Source organism: Candidatus Poriferisodalis sp., from assembly GCF_965214215.1.
Classification (GTDB): Bacteria; Actinomycetota; Acidimicrobiia; order Acidimicrobiales; family Poriferisodalaceae; genus Poriferisodalis.
Window position 1 is genome coordinate 1508076 of record NZ_CBDCBD010000003.1, and the last position, 14970, is coordinate 1523045.

11 protein-coding genes are annotated in these 14970 nt (G+C 65.6%); 7 read left to right on the forward strand and 4 right to left on the reverse strand.

What is annotated here, in order from left to right; translation table 11 throughout:
• Nucleotides 1-143 precede the first annotated feature (143 nt).
• Together ACOOF5_RS09260 and ACOOF5_RS09265 are read left to right on the forward strand one after the other, a co-directional pair.
• Nucleotides 144-845: an ABC transporter ATP-binding protein gene (locus ACOOF5_RS09260; RefSeq protein ID WP_420438413.1), complete on the forward strand. Its 702-nt coding sequence runs from the start codon at nt 144-146 to the stop codon at nt 843-845.
• Between the two features lie 9 nt (nt 846-854).
• Nucleotides 855-3305, forward strand: coding sequence for an FtsX-like permease family protein (locus tag ACOOF5_RS09265; protein ID WP_420438415.1), 2451 nt, complete (start codon nt 855-857; stop codon nt 3303-3305).
• A gap of 90 nt (nt 3306-3395) precedes the next feature.
• Here ACOOF5_RS09265 and ACOOF5_RS09270 read toward each other — a convergent pair whose 3' ends face one another.
• Complete coding sequence (locus ACOOF5_RS09270; RefSeq protein ID WP_420438417.1) at nt 3396-4607, reverse strand: nitroreductase family protein; 1212 nt, start codon at nt 4605-4607, stop codon at nt 3396-3398.
• Nucleotides 4608-4905: 298 nt separating this feature from the next.
• Here ACOOF5_RS09270 and ACOOF5_RS09275 point away from each other — a divergent pair, with 298 nt between their 5' ends.
• Together ACOOF5_RS09275 and ACOOF5_RS09280 are read left to right on the forward strand one after the other, a co-directional pair.
• Nucleotides 4906-6276 (forward strand): hypothetical protein, encoded by a 1371-nt coding sequence (locus ACOOF5_RS09275; protein WP_420438419.1) that lies wholly within the window; start codon nt 4906-4908, stop codon nt 6274-6276.
• 94 nt (nt 6277-6370) lie between these two features.
• Nucleotides 6371-7531 (forward strand): pyridoxal phosphate-dependent aminotransferase, encoded by a 1161-nt coding sequence (locus ACOOF5_RS09280; RefSeq protein WP_420438421.1) that lies wholly within the window; start codon nt 6371-6373, stop codon nt 7529-7531.
• 45 nt (nt 7532-7576) lie between these two features.
• On the opposite strand, the gene ACOOF5_RS09285 is transcribed toward ACOOF5_RS09280, so the two are convergent.
• The gene (locus tag ACOOF5_RS09285) at nt 7577-8719 is read right to left on the reverse strand and encodes an LLM class flavin-dependent oxidoreductase (RefSeq protein ID WP_420438423.1); all 1143 of its coding nucleotides are present in this window, start codon (nt 8717-8719) and stop codon (nt 7577-7579) included.
• A 176-nt stretch (nt 8720-8895) separates the two neighbouring features.
• On the opposite strand from ACOOF5_RS09285, the gene paaK reads away from it, so the two are divergent.
• On the forward strand, nt 8896-10194 hold the full coding sequence (gene paaK / locus ACOOF5_RS09290; RefSeq protein WP_420438425.1) for a phenylacetate--CoA ligase PaaK: 1299 nt from the start codon (nt 8896-8898) through the stop codon (nt 10192-10194).
• Between the two features lie 76 nt (nt 10195-10270).
• On the opposite strand, the gene ACOOF5_RS09295 is transcribed toward paaK, so the two are convergent.
• Complete coding sequence (locus ACOOF5_RS09295) at nt 10271-11455, reverse strand: Fic family protein (RefSeq protein WP_420438427.1); 1185 nt, start codon at nt 11453-11455, stop codon at nt 10271-10273.
• A gap of 384 nt (nt 11456-11839) precedes the next feature.
• On the opposite strand from ACOOF5_RS09295, the gene ACOOF5_RS09300 reads away from it, so the two are divergent.
• Nucleotides 11840-12148 carry an NIPSNAP family protein gene (locus ACOOF5_RS09300; protein WP_420438429.1) on the forward strand — a complete coding sequence of 103 codons (309 nt, stop codon included), beginning with the start codon at nt 11840-11842 and terminating at the stop codon, nt 12146-12148.
• A 127-nt stretch (nt 12149-12275) separates the two neighbouring features.
• Nucleotides 12276-13079: an HpcH/HpaI aldolase family protein gene (locus ACOOF5_RS09305; RefSeq protein WP_420438431.1), complete on the forward strand. Its 804-nt coding sequence runs from the start codon at nt 12276-12278 to the stop codon at nt 13077-13079.
• A gap of 114 nt (nt 13080-13193) precedes the next feature.
• On the opposite strand, the gene ACOOF5_RS09310 is transcribed toward ACOOF5_RS09305, so the two are convergent.
• A complete protein-coding gene (locus ACOOF5_RS09310) occupies nt 13194-14696 on the reverse strand; it encodes a hypothetical protein (RefSeq protein ID WP_420438433.1) in 1503 nt (500 codons plus the stop codon).
• Nucleotides 14697-14970 lie beyond the last annotated feature (274 nt).

The window sequence follows — 14970 nt, forward strand, 5'->3', positions numbered from 1 at the left end:
AGAAAGCGGGCACCGCCGTAACCCACCCGCGAGCGAGGCAGAAGTAGTGTCTCGATGCAGACCAGATGGTTATGAGGTCGCTCGAAGGGTTTGGTCGTGCAGGCAACTACCGAGAAACGCGGGCGACTGGGGAGTTCTGTGACGTGATTGACCTTCAGGGAGTCACCAAGCACTATGAAGTCGGTCCGGTGCTCGTCACCGCACTCGCCGGCATCGACCTCCATGTCGACGCGGGCGAATTCGTGGTGGTGCTCGGCGCGTCCGGCAGCGGCAAGACCACGACGCTCAACATCATCGGGGCTCTGGACACGCCTTCGGCAGGCAAAGTAACGGTCGGAGGCCGTGACCTCACGTCGTCCAGCAGGAGCGATCTCTTCGCACTGCGGCGCGAGACTGTCAGCTTCATCTTTCAGAGCTTCAACCTGTTTCCCGGGCTGACTGCCACCGAGAACGTGGAGTTCGGCATGGATGTGTCTGGTCGCAGCGGCTCCGCGGACCCAGCCGAGATCTTGGAATCGGTCGGGCTGGGCCATCGGCTCGGCCACTTCCCTCATGAGCTCTCGGGCGGCGAGCAGCAGCGGGTTGCCATCGCCCGGGCGCTGGCCACCGGCAACCCGGTGCTGCTGGCCGATGAGCCGACTGGTGAGCTGGACTTCAAGACAGGTGCTCAGATTCTCGAATTGCTGGCCGAGCAGGCCAGCCGAGACCGCGCAGTGCTCGTGGTAACGCACAATCGCGAGATATCCCGGATGGCCGACCGGGTGGTCGAGATGAGCAGCGGGAACATCGTCAACGACGGCCCGCCGGAAGGAGGCAAGATGCCGCTGTCCGAATTGCGCTGGTAGGTCTCGAACATGTGGATGTTGCGCCTGCGGTGGACGTTGAGGGACGCCGGCAAGCGCTGGCTCCAGATCGTCGGCATCGCGTTCACGCTCGCGATCGGCATCGGGCTTCTTGCGGGACTTTCCAGCGTCACCGAATGGAGGCTCACCTCCATCGACAAGAGCCTCGAAGTCACCAACATGTACGACCTGCGGGCGACGGTCACCGGGGGGTCCGAGGTGCCAGCGGGCGCGCTCGCGCATATGGCGAGCGAAATCGACGGCGTCGCTGAGTACAACGAACGCCTCGTTTTCGATACCCAGATCGACGCCGTCGTGGACGGCGAGGAAGTGCTCGTGCACGGGCGCGTCGTCGGCATGGAGATGTCCCCGAGCGGGTCCGTCGTCAACGACGTCTATCTGATTGAGGGCGATGTGCTGCCGACTGCAGGGGCAGCCACCCCCCAAGCGCTGATCGACCGGAACTTTGCCGCGTTCTTGGACCTGCCGACGAGCGGCCATGTAACGGTGGGCGGGGACATCGATGTGAACTACATCGGCCATGCCGTATCGCCTGAGTACTTCCTGATTGTCGAGGGGAACGGTTCGCTCGGCAAGTCCAATCTGGCCGTGCTGTTCGCCCCGCTGGCCACCGCGCAGGACATGTCAGGCAACGCCGGTGCTGTCAATGACTTGGTGCTGACGCTCGAGACGGGTGCAGATGCCGAAGCGGTGAGGGCCCAGCTGATCGAGGCAGCAGCGTCGCTCGACGGAGCGCTGCTCGATGTCATCACACGGGACGAGACGCCGTCGTACATCGGGTTGATCGGTGCGCCCGAAGTCGATCAAGGAATCTACGATGCCATCTCGCTCTTGCTCTTCGCGGGGGCGGCGTTCGCCGCGCTGAATTTCTCGGCCCGGATGGTCGAAGCGCAACGGCGTGAGATCGGTGCGGCGATGGCGATCGGGGAGACCCCCCGATCAATCACCATCAGGCCCCTGCTGATCGGCTTGCAGATCGGGATCCTTGGCATGATCCTGGGCGTCGTCGTCGGTTACGCAATCTCCTTTCAGACGGTGAGCGTGGTCCAGCAGCTCGTTCGGCTGCCCATCTTCGAGCAACCGTTTCAAGGGGTGATTTACGGCCGAGCCCTCGCAATCGGATTCGCGGTGCCGATGTTGGCCGTGTTCTGGCCGGTGTTCCGGGCCGTCCGTGTGCGGCCCGTCGACGCGATCCGATCGAGCCATCTGGCGTCTCGTGGCGGCAGTCTGGGGCCCATCATCAGCCGCATTCCCTTGCCCGGGAGCAGCCTCGAGCGGATGCCGATCCGGAACTTGATGAGGGCGCCCCGCCGGACGTTCCTGACGCTGCTGACCTTCACCATGAGCCTGGCCATCATGTTCGCCATGCTGGGCATGTCCAGCACATTCATCACCACCTTCGACGAGGGCAACGAGGAGTTGCTCGGCGGCGAGCCCGATCGCTTCACGGTGCAGATGGATTCCTTCTACCCGGTCGATTCACCGCAGGTGCAAGACGTGCTCACTCATCCGACGGTGCAACTCGGTGAAGCGGCTCTTGCGCTGGGCGCCAACGTCGCTGCCGCGGATCTGAACGACGGCGCCGAAGAACCGATCCGGCTTGATCTCGCAGTCCGTTTCGTGGACTTCGGCAGCACGGTGTGGACGCCGACCACAACGGAGGGCACGCTGACTCGGGGAGCGCAGGGCATTGTGCTCGCCGACAAGGCCGCACGCGACTTCGGTGTGGGCGTCGGCGACGACATCGTTGTGACACATCCCGCGTTGGTCGGCGGAACACTCACCTACAGCACGCGCACGCTGCCTGTCACCGCGATTCACCCCCATCCATTGCGACTCAACGCCTACACGGATCTCTCGCAGGCATCGACGTGGGGCTTCGGCGGTCTCGCCAACATTGTCACTGGTGTTCCGGCAGACGGCAGCAGCCTCAACGAGGTGAAGCGGTCGCTCTTCGGCAGCGGCAAGGGCGTGGCACTGGTGCAAGGGCTCGGTGATTCGTTCCGGTCAGTGGAAGACTCCCTCGACCAATCTCAAAGCGTTTTCTTGATCACGCGGATCTTCGTGATCTTCCTGGTGATGCTGATCGCATTCAATACCGCCAACATCAACGTCGACGAACGGTCTCGCGACCACGCCACGATGTTCGCCTACGGCGTTCCGGTGCGCAGAGTGATCGCCAATCTCTCGGCAGAGGGGCTGTTGTTGGGCCTGGCTGCGGTGGTGCTCGGCAGCTTGTTCGGCTACGCGCTGCTGCTGTGGCTGGCGTTGTTCCTGATGCCAACCGCGATCCCCGAGATCGGCATGATCGTGTCGGTGCGCTGGTGGGAGATGGCGGTGTCGTTCGTCTTGGCCTTGGCGGCGATCGCGGTAGCTCCAATATTCCCTGGACGCAAGCTGAAGAAGATGTTCATACCCGGCCAACTGCGGGTGATGGAGTAGGGGGGTCCGGTCGGTGCTTCTGCCGCCTCCACAGCTATTGCGTTTGGGCCTTACGGCTCGGTGCCCAGCGGCCCACGGTCGGGCGTTGGCTCAAGCGCCGCCCTCGGCGAGTGCCTTGATGCCTTCGACACAGCGCTCCATGTTCGCCAGATGCTCGTTCTGGCGACGTGACAGGATCCGGGGCTCCTTGTCGGGCATGGCCTCGATAGCTGCGCTGAGGCCCGAAGGCCCGGGGCCGATGCGAACGGTGTGGCGCAGCCGGCAGCGCTGGCCATGCAGCACGTCGATCTCGTAGCGCCACCGGGCACCGGCGACGTCTTCGGTCTCGCCGGTTGCCCAGCCGAACAGCACGCCGGGCTCGTACTCGGTGACGGTGAGATCGATGTTCCATTCGCCGATGGCCGGATGCTGGTTGTGGCCGATGAACTTGGCACCGACGGCCGGACCGTCGTAGCCGGGGGCCCACTCGGCACGCACGAACTCCTCGGAGAAATCGGCCCCTGCGTTGATGTCGCTGACGATCTCCCACACACGTTCAGCGGGCGCGTCGATGTCCACCTCTACGGTGGCACCGGGACCCTCGCCGAGCGTGCGGGCGGCTGTCTCGTCGCCCCGTGCCTCCCAGGTGCGTCCCCAGTTGTCCACGTACGCGATCTCGTTGGCGCGCCGCCGCGGCACGGCACCGAACTCGGTGCCCTTCGCATATGCCAGCGGCAGCAGCGCGACGGGCGTGACGCCTTCAGGGATGCCGAGGATGTCGCGCAGTTCGTCTTCCTTGTTGAGAATTGCCGTGGTCCACGCGGTGGCGAGGCCCCGGGCACGAGCAGCGAGGCAGAAGCTCCACGCCGATTGAAGGACCGAGTCGAAGAGGCCCGGCTTGCCGCTGTCGTCATGGACGCCCCACACGCAGGGGATGACGATGACCGGCACCTCGGCAAGGTGCTCCGCGAGATGGAACGCCGACTTCATCACCTGTTCCATCGGATGGCCCGTGCCCGCTGTGGCGTCTCGGCCGCGCTGCATGAAGCTGCCGACGATCGAGTTGTACATGTCGCCGATGGCCTGGCGTTGGGCCGGGTCACGGATCAGCAGCCAGCGCCGGCTGGCCTGGTTGCCGCCTCCGGGCCCTTGCTCGGCGACGTCGATGCAGTCGAGCACGACGTCATGGGGCACCTCGCGTTCGAGGTCAAGTCGCAGCCGCACCGAACGCGTGGTGGACAGCACGCCGTCTACCGAGGCCAGGTCGACCCCGGCGGTGTCGTAGCGGGCGGGGACATGGGGGTTCAGCTCTGGTTCCGGCATGCCGCCAGTATTGCCTCCGCAGTCCGTAGTTTCTCCGAGCGTGACGAGACCCGTTCCGGTCAGACCAGTCGTCGGCCGGCCGAACAGGGTCGGTGCGGCGCTGGCTGTGGTCGTGCTCGTCGTTCTTGCCGGTGCCTGCCTGCCCGGTGGTTGGGACACCCAATCGACACCAGCAACTGCCGCGCCCGTCGGATTGAACGCTGGTACTGCAGCGGAGACTGAGGCGCCAGCGACGTCGGGAACGTTCGCGCCCCCCACGACTGCTCGTGACTGTTCCCCTAGCGATCCAGCAGACGATGTGGCGATCGATGCCGGTGCCGCTGCGGACACCGCAACAGCGGTGCTTCTCAGCGTCGCCATCTCGCGTTCGCTCTATGACTGCGCCGACGAAATCGGTCTGGCATTCGCCGATGATTCCGAGGCGATTCTCACGCTGGCGGCGCGCGGGGTCCGCGGACCGCTGCTGCTGATCGAGTCACGGTCCGCGTCAGAACTGACGGCCACGGAGCCGATGGCAGAAATTCGCCGTCTGGCGCCGGAACGAATCGCGGCGGCAGGCATCAGCCGGCAGCTGCTCGAACAGTGGCTCGCCGACTTCACCGTCGAATGGGTGCCGGTCGATCCCGAGGCGGCGTTGCCGCATCGAGCCGTCCCGCATGATCACGTGTGGATCGTCAACAGCGCCGAACAAGCAGCGGTGCTCGGGGCAATCGGGCGACAGATCGACGCGGCGGCGTTGCCGGTGACCGGAGACCTGCGGGCTGTGGCCCCACATGAACGCGGACTGCTCCGTGAGGCTGCCCGCGTGGAGCTGCACGCGGACCTCGGCCCCGACGCAGCGTGGCAACTCGAGGTCATCCGCCGCGGCGACGAGCTGCCCGGAGGCGGCCTGCTCGTGTTCGAGCCCGACCGCGCTCGCCGCCTGGTTGCCATGTACGGCCACCCAGCGACATCGCAGCTCGGGGTGCTGGGGGAGCAGGGCCCAACCGAGGGCATAGCGCGCTTGGCGTCCATCGCTGGTGGCTACGACGCGGACGGATCCGAGGTCGTGGGGGTGTTCGAGATCATCGCCACCGTTGCGTCAGCCAATGCAGGCGGCGACGGCGACTACTCCAACGAGACTGCCCTCGATGAGATCAGGCCGTGGATCGAGGTGGCCGCCGCCAACGACATGTACGTCGTGCTCGACCTGCAGCCGGGCCGATCCGACTTCCTCTCCCAAGCCAAGCTGTATGAGGAATTCCTGCGGCTGCCTCACGTCGGGCTGGCGCTCGACCCCGAATGGCGACTGCGGCACGACCAGGTGCATTTGCGCCAGATCGGCACGGTCGACGCCGCCGAGATCAACCGGGTCGCACGTTGGCTGGCCGATCTCGTCCGTACCGAAGCCCTGCCTCAGAAGCTCCTGATCTTGCACCAGTTCCGCTTCTCGATGATTACCAACCGCGCATTGGTCGAGACCCCGCCAGAGCTCGCTGTGCTGGTCCACATGGACGGGCAGGGCGCGATCGCCACGAAATACAGCACTTGGGATGCGTTGACCGGAGAGCCCGACGCAGGCCGCTTCTACTGGGGCTGGAAGAACTTCTACGACGAGGACTTCCCCACCCCCACAGCCGAACAGGTGCTGCGTCTCAGGCCATCGCCGTTGTTCGTCTCATACCAGTAGCCCGCCGACCGGGGCCCGCCCTCGCAGATACTCTGCGGCGCGTGCGCGAGTTCGCTGCGGAGGCCGCCCGCGATCGCGTCGTACGCTCTGGCGCGTGGCACGGCTGCCGTACCTGAATTCACGCCTGCAGGGCTACCAGTCGACAATCTTTGCCGAGATGTCAGCACTCGCCGTTCGCACTGGTGCCATCAACTTGGGTCAAGGCTTTCCCGACACCGATGGTCCGGCTGAAGTACTGGAGGCGGCGGTCGCAGCGATCCGCAGCGGCACCGCGAACCAGTACCCGCCGGGCATCGGCATACCGGAACTGCGTCACGCAGTGGCCCGGCATCAGGCTCGTTTCTGGGGAATGGAAGTCGACGCCGACAGCGAGGTGCTGATCACCGCGGGCGCGAGCGAGGCGTTGGCTGCGAGCATCTTGGCGCTCACGGAGGTGGGCGACGACGTGCTCACGTTCGAGCCGTGGTACGACCTGTATGGCGCTGTCATCTCGATGGCGGGAGCGGTGCGCAAAGTGGTGACCCTGCGCCCGCCCGACTACGGATTCGATCCCGACGAGCTGGCGGCGGCCGTGACGCCGCGCACCCGGCTGCTGGTGCTCAACAGCCCGCACAACCCGACCGGCAAGGTGTTCAGCCGGGCGGAGCTGGAGGCCATCGCGAGGGTGGCCGTCGAGCGCGATCTCATCGTGGTCACCGATGAGGTATACGAGCACTTGGTCTTCGACGGCGAGCACATTCCGATCGCGACGTTGCCTGGCATGGCCGACCGCACGGTCACCATCTCCAGCGGCGGCAAGACGTTCGCCGTGACCGGCTGGAAGATCGGCTGGGTCTGTGCGAGGTCTGAGCTGGTGGCAGCCGTGCGCACGGCCAAGCAATGGCTGACTTACGTCAGCGGCGGGCCGTTCCAGCACGCCATTGCAGCCGGGCTGGACCTCGGCGACGACTACTTCAAGGCCCAGGCCGACGACTTGCGTGCCAAGCGCGACCGGCTTTCGGCTGGGCTGCGCTCGACCGGTCTGGAAGTCTTCGAGCCGTCGGGGACCTACTTCATCACCGCCGACATCGGTTCGATCGGCCACGACGACGGCATCGAGTTCTGCTGGAACTTGCCTGAGCGGATCGGAGTGGCCGCAGTGCCCAACGTGGTCATGTACGACAACGCCGAAGAGGGCCGCCACCTCGTCCGCTTCGCTTTCTGCAAGCAGCACGACGTCCTCGACGCAGCCATCGAGCGACTGCGGGCGCTGTAGAGCTCGCTGACCCGGCTCGACGGTGTTACCCGCGGCTTGCTTGGTTCAGGCGCCGGCGCGCAGGGGGGCGATCACGCCTTCGGCGAACTCGTTGAGCATCGCGAGTTCTTGGTCTTGGGTGAAGTAGCCGACGTGATGCCACAGGAAGAACTCGGTGACGCCGAACTCTTCGTGCAGCGAGGCCACGTGGTCGAGTTCCTCTTCCCGGCTGCCGCGCCACACACGGCCCATCGGCACCACGTAGGGGGGCGCGTTGTATGCCCAGTTGAACAGCTCCTCGAAACCGTCGTACAGATCGGCGGCCTCGGCCGGGGTTCGGCCCATGGTGAGGTGACCGCCGATCGCCAGCGCATCGGCCGCCGTGGTGTCACGGCCTGAGTCGTGTGCCTCTTCGAGGTAGATGTTGAGCGCTGTGCCGATGAAGCTCTGTCGTTCGGGGGCGACGAAGCTGACCATTTTCCCGCCCTCACGTGCCCAGAACTTCGACGTTTCCATGCTGTAGCTGAAGGGCGCGTACACGGGCGGGTGGGGCTGTTGCAGCGGCCGGGGCACGATGCCGATCTCGCGCAGTGTCTTGTTCTCGTCGACTGCGGACGGGTCGAAGTCGTCAGTGGGCGGGAAGTGCCACTCCATCTTGGGCGGGGCCTCCCAGAATTCGCCCTGGATGGACACTTTGTCCTGGGTCCACAGCGACTTGACGAGATGCCAGTTCTCATACAGCGCCCGGCGGTTGCGCTGGTCGGCCTCAGACTTGTCGGACTCGGTGGAGGTGATGCCGAGGTGCTGGCCGAACGTGCCTGTCCAGCGCGGCGTGTTACCCCGTGAGAAGCCCACGAAGGTCCGCCCGCCGGTGAAGTGGTCGAGCATGGCGATGTTCTCAGCGAGCTGGATCGGGTTCACGGCGGTGAGGTTCATTCCGAGCTGGCCTACCCGCATCCGCTCGGTGTGCTGGGCCACGAAGTAGTCCCACATCAGCGGGTTGGTGGTGGTCTCGATGCCTTCCACCTGCAGGTGCTGTTCGGTCATGGCGAAACCGTCGTAACCCACCGACTCGGCGAACTGCATCTGGGTGCGGATGTGATCCATCAGGGTCTGCCAGCGCTCGGGCATGGATCCGGCGAGCCCGATCTGCTCGCCCCTGCGGCGCATGTAGGGCACCACGAGGATGGTGAAACGGAAGTCAGTCATGGAATTCGAGAGTCCCTTCGGCCTGCGGCGGCTTGCAGCAGCGACGGCACAGACTGCAACACTAGGAAGCTGGCAGGCTCGATAGTTGACTGGTTCAGCAGCAGACCGGCTCAGCAACCGCCCAGCTTGTCGACTGAGTCAACCCGGCATCGCCCGATCGCGGAAGGAACCGCCACATGCCCAAGTTCGAACCCATTGCGGGTCGCGGGCTTCATCCCATCGAGAACGCCCCGATCCCGGAGATTCGAGCCCTCCAGCTTGAGCGTTTGAAGTGGAGCCTGTCGCACGCCTACGCCCATGTGCCTGCCTACCAGCAGCTGTTCGACCAGGCCGGTGTGCACCCATCAGACCTGCGGTCGCTCGACGATCTGCAGCGCTTCCCGTTCACTTCGAAGACAGAGCTGCGCGAGAACTATCCCTTCGGGATGTTCGCCGTTCCCCGGGAACAGGTGCTGAGGGTCCACGCCTCCTCGGGTACGACGGGCAAGCCCACGGTGGTCGGCTACACCCAGGCTGACTTGGACATGTGGGCCCATGTGTTCGGGCGCTCACTGGTTGCGGCGGGTGTGCGCCCAGGCGATGTGGTCCATGTCTCATACGGCTACGGGCTCTTCACCGGTGGGCTGGGGGCGCACTATGGCGCCGAGCAGTTCGGCTGCACGGTGGTGCCGGCATCGGTCGGTCAGACAGCTCGTCAAGTGCAACTGCTGGTGGACTTCGACGCCGATGTGCTGTGCGCGACGCCGTCGTATGCCTTGGTGATTGCCGACGAGTTCGCCAATCAGGGCATCGACCCTCGGTCGACGTCGCTGCGGGTGGGGATCTTCGGCGCCGAGCCGTGGTCGGAGGCAATGCGGGCAGAGCTGGAGGACGCGTTCGGGATTGACGCCGTGGACATTTACGGCCTCTCCGAGGTCATCGGCGGCGGCGTGGCGAACGAATGCGTCGAGACCAAGGACGGGCCAACCATCTGGGAAGACCACTTCTATCCCGAAATCATCGACCCCGATTCGGGCGAGGTCCTGCCCGAGGGCGAGACGGGCGAGCTGGTGTTCACGTCGCTGACCAAGGAGGCGATGCCGGTCATCCGGTACCGCACCCGCGACATCTGCTCGCTGCAGCCAGGGACAGCACGTTCGATGAGACGCATGGGCCGGGTTGCCGCACGCAGCGACGACATGCTCATCATCCGCGGGGTGAACGTGTTTCCGAGCCAGTTCGAGGAGCTGGTGTCGGCCGACCCGAGGCTGACCGGGCACTTCTTTCTCGAAGTGCATGAGCGGGGGCGCATGGAGAGCATCACGGCCGTCCTTGAGCCGAGACCCGATGCCGGCGATCACGAGACGATTGCCCAGGAGTTCGCCGGCACTGTTCGCCAGCGCATCGGCATCGCCGTGGAGGTTCGCACGGTTGAGCCCGACGGCATCCCGCGCTCAGAAGGCAAGGCGCAACGAGTCCGCGATCTCCGAGGCTGACAGCCCGGCAAGGCTGCCCGCCTCACCTCAGTCTGAACGCCAGCTCCCCGAGAGGCAGCGCGGATTGGTGAGCCTCCTAAGGCGGCTCCGTCCCCTCGCTGAGGATGTCGAGGTACTCAGAGTAAGCAAAGAGCCGGTTGCGCCGCTGACCGGTCACCTCTCGTGCGATCTTGAATTCACCCAGGCGACCGAGCGCGTCCTGAACGGCCGGTTTAGACAATTCGGTCCGGTTCATGCTCTCGCGCACATTCAGGATGGGCGTTTGGGCCAGTGCCTCGTGCACGCGGAGCGCTGACCCTGCTGCGCGCCCTGCGCGCGCTTGGATCAGCGCCCGATCACGCTTCACCAGTTCCACCAGGCGCTCGGTGGTGTTCAGCGCAGCGATCGCCGTGGAACGTATGCCCTCGAGGAAGAACAGCAGCCAAGCAGTCCAGTCCCCGTCGGTGCGAACGCGCCCGAGAAGTTCGTAATAGCGGGACCGGTGCTGCTTGAAGAACATGCTGAGATACAGCGCGGGAGTCGCCAAAACGCCGCGCGCCATGAGCATCAGTGTGATCAGCATTCGTCCGATGCGGCCGTTGCCGTCGAGGAATGGGTGGATGGTCTCGAATTGAACATGGGCGAGGCCGGCCCGCACCAGCGGTGGCAGGTGATCGTCGTCGGCGTGCAGGAATCTCTCCAATTCCGAGATGGCCTCGTGCGCCTCCGATGCCGGTGGGGGAACGAACATCGCGGTGCCGGGGCGTCGGCCGCCGATCCAATTCTGGGAGGTCCGGAACTCGCCGGGACGCTTGTCTGCTCCGCGGGCACCTGTGAGCAGGATGCGATGAGCTTCCCGCAGCAGCCTGTTGCACAAGGGCAGTCCTGCGGGGTCTGCCATCCGCGCAACCGCGTGATCGAGGGCGGCAACGTAGCGCGACACCTCGAGTACGTCGTCGAGCGGTACCCCCGGCGCGGCACCGAGTTCGTGGCGCATCAGATCGGTCAGCGAGGACAGAGCGCCTTCGATCTGAGACGACAGCACAGCCTCTTTGCGCACATAGGAGTAGATGAGCAGCGTTGGGTCGGGAAGGTGACGTATTGCGCCGTCGAACCGACCGAGCGCGCGGCTTGCCTCGTCGAGTGCCATCACGAGCGGGCCGCCCATCGGCAGTGGCGGGCTCGGCGGCAACGGCGCCGGTACGAATGCTCGGACTTCCTCGCCGCCGACGACGGTCACGACGTAGTGGCCTGTCGGGCTGCTGTGCGATTGATTCGTCATCGGTGCTACCTCCTCAACAAGTAAGCAATAACATTAGAACCGTTATCAAGCCTACATTTTGGGCTGTCTTGGTAAGTAGTATGGCTGTAATATATCTAGGTGGCAGCGGAGTCGTGTCTTAGTCAGATAAGCTGCCTTGTCATCGCCGTCGGGCAGTGTTCAACGCTAGAACTGTCCATGGGCCAGTGTTCCCTCGAGGGCTGGAACGGTAGGCCCGGTTACTTCAGGTTTGGCCTGGAACGAAAGCGACGGTGCTGCAGGTGGTCGGAGCATCATTGCGTGCCGTCGTGCAGACGGCGCATCTGCGATGCGGGCACTACGGTGCGGACCGCGATTGCGCTGTGAGCCGTACCGGCACAGCGCAACACGTCGAAGGGGAGAGCCATGAGCTTTGTGGAGATGCGGCGTTATCGGCTGAAGGTGGGCGCACCTGACCGCTGGGTCAAGGAGTACTTCGACAAGGGCTACGAGGCACAGCGCAAGTACCTCGGCGAGCCGGTCGGCTACTACACGACCGAGTTCGGCGGCATCAACGAGATCATTCACATGTGGCGCTATGACACGCTCGAAGAACGGGCCCAGAAGCGCAAGGCACTCTTTGAAGACGCCCAGTGGCTGGAGTTCGTCGCCGAGATTGCGCCGCTGGTCGAGACGCAGGAGAACACGCTGCTGCGCGACATCTTCGAGGCCTGAACTGCCGGCGTTCAGGGCGGGGCCGTAACTCGGCCCGATTCTCGTGCGGTCGGTGCCTTCGACAGCAGCCGAGGCTCGAGCGCCTACCGTTGGCGCCCGCACGCAGCACACCTGAGGAGACAGCGTCATGCCGAACACGATGATGGACACCTGGGCGTCCGGGGGCGAGACCTTGGGAACGTGGCTGTCGATGGCGTCCAGCCATTCAGCCGAGATCGCCGGGCGTGCAGGCTTCGACTACGTCTGTGTGGACATGCAGCACGGCGTCGCCGACTACCCGGCTGCGGTGGAAATGATGCAGGCCATCGAGATGAGCGGTGGCACGCCCATCGTGCGGGTGCCCTGGAACGAGCCCGGCATCATCGGGCGGGTGCTTGATGCGGGCGCACGGGGCGTGGTTGTCCCGATGGTGAACTCGGTCGCGGAGGCGCAGGCTGCGGTGACGGCGTGCAAGTACCCGCCGCTGGGTGCTCGCAGTTTCGGGCCGGTGCTCGTGGCGGCGCGAGCGGCCGCGGGCGAGAACTACTTCGAGGCAGCGAACGCCACCACGGCCTGCATTCCCATGATCGAGACCCGCCAGGCGGTTGAGGCGCTCGATGAGATCTTGACGATCGAGGGTGTCGATGCGATCTACGTCGGCCCTGCCGATCTGTCGATCAGCTACGGCTACGGGCCCGGCTATACCGACGACCATGCCGATTACAAGGCGGCGCTGGAGCACATTGCCGAGCGGTGCGCTGCGCACGGTGTAGTGGCCGGCATCCATTCGACGGCGTCGCTGTCAGCGGACCGTCGCGGCAAGGGCTTCCGCATGCAGACCGTGTCGGGCGACGCCATGGCGCTCGGGCGCGGCATGGCCCGCGACCTGCGCACAGCTCGGGAATCCGGCGTCGCCGAGGCCGCCAGCGGCACCGACTCCAAGATCTACTGAGCCTGGTGTAGGGGCCTGCTGGGCCGTGCGACGCCGCGAAGCGGCGACTGCCGTGGCGCGGCAGACGGCGCCGACCCGGCCACGAGCGATACGCCCGCCCGATTGCGCCCGTTGTCAGTCCGTGGGCGGCACCGACTCGTCCTCGTGTTCGGCTTCCGCCGCTTCATCACGATCGACGAGTCCTTTGACACGTTTCGCAGCCGAGCCGATGGAGGCGCCGGTCGCGGCGGTGCCGCGTGCTGCGAGGCGTCCGACCGCCTTCGTGCCGCTGGCTGCCGCGCGGCCGGCCGCTGCTGCCTGCTCGGTGGTCAGCTGTCCGATATCTGACGCTGAACCTGCTACGAACTTGCCTGCGTTCGCCGTGCCGTCCGCGACGGCGCGACCGCTGCTCGCAGCAAAGCTCCCGATCGCATCGCCAAGGTCAATGGTTCGTTCGGAGACTTGGCGGGCGACTGCGGCCACATCTTCCTTGACGAACTTGCTCACTGCCGCGAATTCGACATGCTTGGCGGCTGCATGGGCAAGGGCGGCGGCGCTGATGCCAGCCAGCAAGGCCGCGCCAGCAGGCCCTCCCGCGACGCCGACCAGCGCCACCGCGCCCATGCTCGCGCCCGATGCGAGAGTGCCCCGCAAGGCGCCGTCGGCAACGTCTGCGTAGTTGCCGTCCGACTTCGCCTTGTGGAATGCGCGTGCAAGCGCTACCACCGAGATCGGCATCAGCAGGGGGTTGGCGCTGAGCGCTGCGGAAAGACCCATGCTCGCAGCGAGTTGGGCGAAGTCCGCGGTGTCGGCCTTGTTCCAGTTAAAGATCATCGAGACGACGCCGACCGTGCCGCCCAGCAGTTCAGCGGCGTCGTAGCTAACGAGGTCGGCAAACCAGCTCTTTTGGATGCCGAAGTTGGCCTGCAGCGACTCGGCTACCGAATCGAACGTTTCCTTGTCCCACGTGGCCAGCGGCAAGCCCTTCGGCGTCGAGACGTCGCGCAGCAGCCCTTGGAGCGTGCCGAGCATCTCGGCGACGACCGTGTCGTCCTCCGAGGCGTTTCGCGCTGCTTGCCAAGCGCCGTTGATGGTGTGTCCGCCGTCGAAGAGCCGGTGGTTGCCTCCGCCGACGTGGGTTGCGAGGTATTCGGCGTCCATGGCCTTGTCGTAGATGGTGGCCTGACCCTTGACGGCTGCCTGAGTGAGATCGTTGAACGCGTCCGACAGGTCGCTGGCGAGCAATCCCTGCGCAGCGCTGAGCACCGATGCCGCCCATTTTGTTGTGGCGTCGGTGGCGCGCTGGGTGCCAGTGCTGACCGCTTGGGCCGTCGCTGAGCCGACGCTGCCCAGCGCTGCTCCGGCCGCGGCGCCTGCTGCTGTGACGCCCGCTGCGGTCGAGCGGCCCCCAGCGAGAACGGAGTCTGCGGCCTTCGACGCGGCTGTGCGGGCGACCTCAAGGCATCGGCCTGCGATGCCGGGTTCGGCGTCGGACGCCGCGGCGGGTTCGGCATCATCGGGCTGGGCCGGTGTCATTGCCGCGGCCAGCGCGTCGTCAACCTCGCGGTGAACGCCGATGACCGGGTGAGGCGCGGGTAGCGCTGCTTCCGGCACGTCGTCGCTGTCTCGTAGCTGCATCGGGCGAAGTTATCTCGTTGCCGCGTCGGGCGGCACGATGCGGAACAGTGCGTCACGGCCTGTCTCGACACGCAGTTCCGGAACCGCTGTATTGCCGAGCAGGCGCGGAGCCGGGCGTACAGCGAGCGGCGAGCGATGTCGTCCACAGTGGGCATTTCAGCCGAAGACGACTTCTTCGGCGGCGTGCGCGAGGCCGAGGAAGGGATGCGGCGTCGCTCGAGCTAGCCCGGCAGCGCCCGGCCCTCGCTAGGTACGCTGCCCAGCGAGGCTGGAC

Excerpts from the sequence above, each read along its gene's own strand:
- ACOOF5_RS09265 (WP_420438415.1), top strand. The coding sequence starts at position 855 with ATGTGGATGTTGCGCCTGCGGTGGACGTTGAGGGACGCCGGCAAGCGC.
- ACOOF5_RS09270 (WP_420438417.1), bottom strand. The coding sequence starts at position 4,607 with ATGCCGGAACCAGAGCTGAACCCCCATGTCCCCGCCCGCTACGACACC.
- ACOOF5_RS09285 (WP_420438423.1), bottom strand. The coding sequence starts at position 8,719 with ATGACTGACTTCCGTTTCACCATCCTCGTGGTGCCCTACATGCGCCGC.
- paaK (WP_420438425.1), top strand. The coding sequence starts at position 8,896 with ATGCCCAAGTTCGAACCCATTGCGGGTCGCGGGCTTCATCCCATCGAG.
- ACOOF5_RS09295 (WP_420438427.1), bottom strand. The coding sequence starts at position 11,455 with ATGACGAATCAATCGCACAGCAGCCCGACAGGCCACTACGTCGTGACC.
- ACOOF5_RS09300 (WP_420438429.1), top strand. The coding sequence starts at position 11,840 with ATGAGCTTTGTGGAGATGCGGCGTTATCGGCTGAAGGTGGGCGCACCT.
- ACOOF5_RS09305 (WP_420438431.1), top strand. The coding sequence starts at position 12,276 with ATGCCGAACACGATGATGGACACCTGGGCGTCCGGGGGCGAGACCTTG.
- ACOOF5_RS09310 (WP_420438433.1), bottom strand. The coding sequence starts at position 14,696 with ATGCAGCTACGAGACAGCGACGACGTGCCGGAAGCAGCGCTACCCGCG.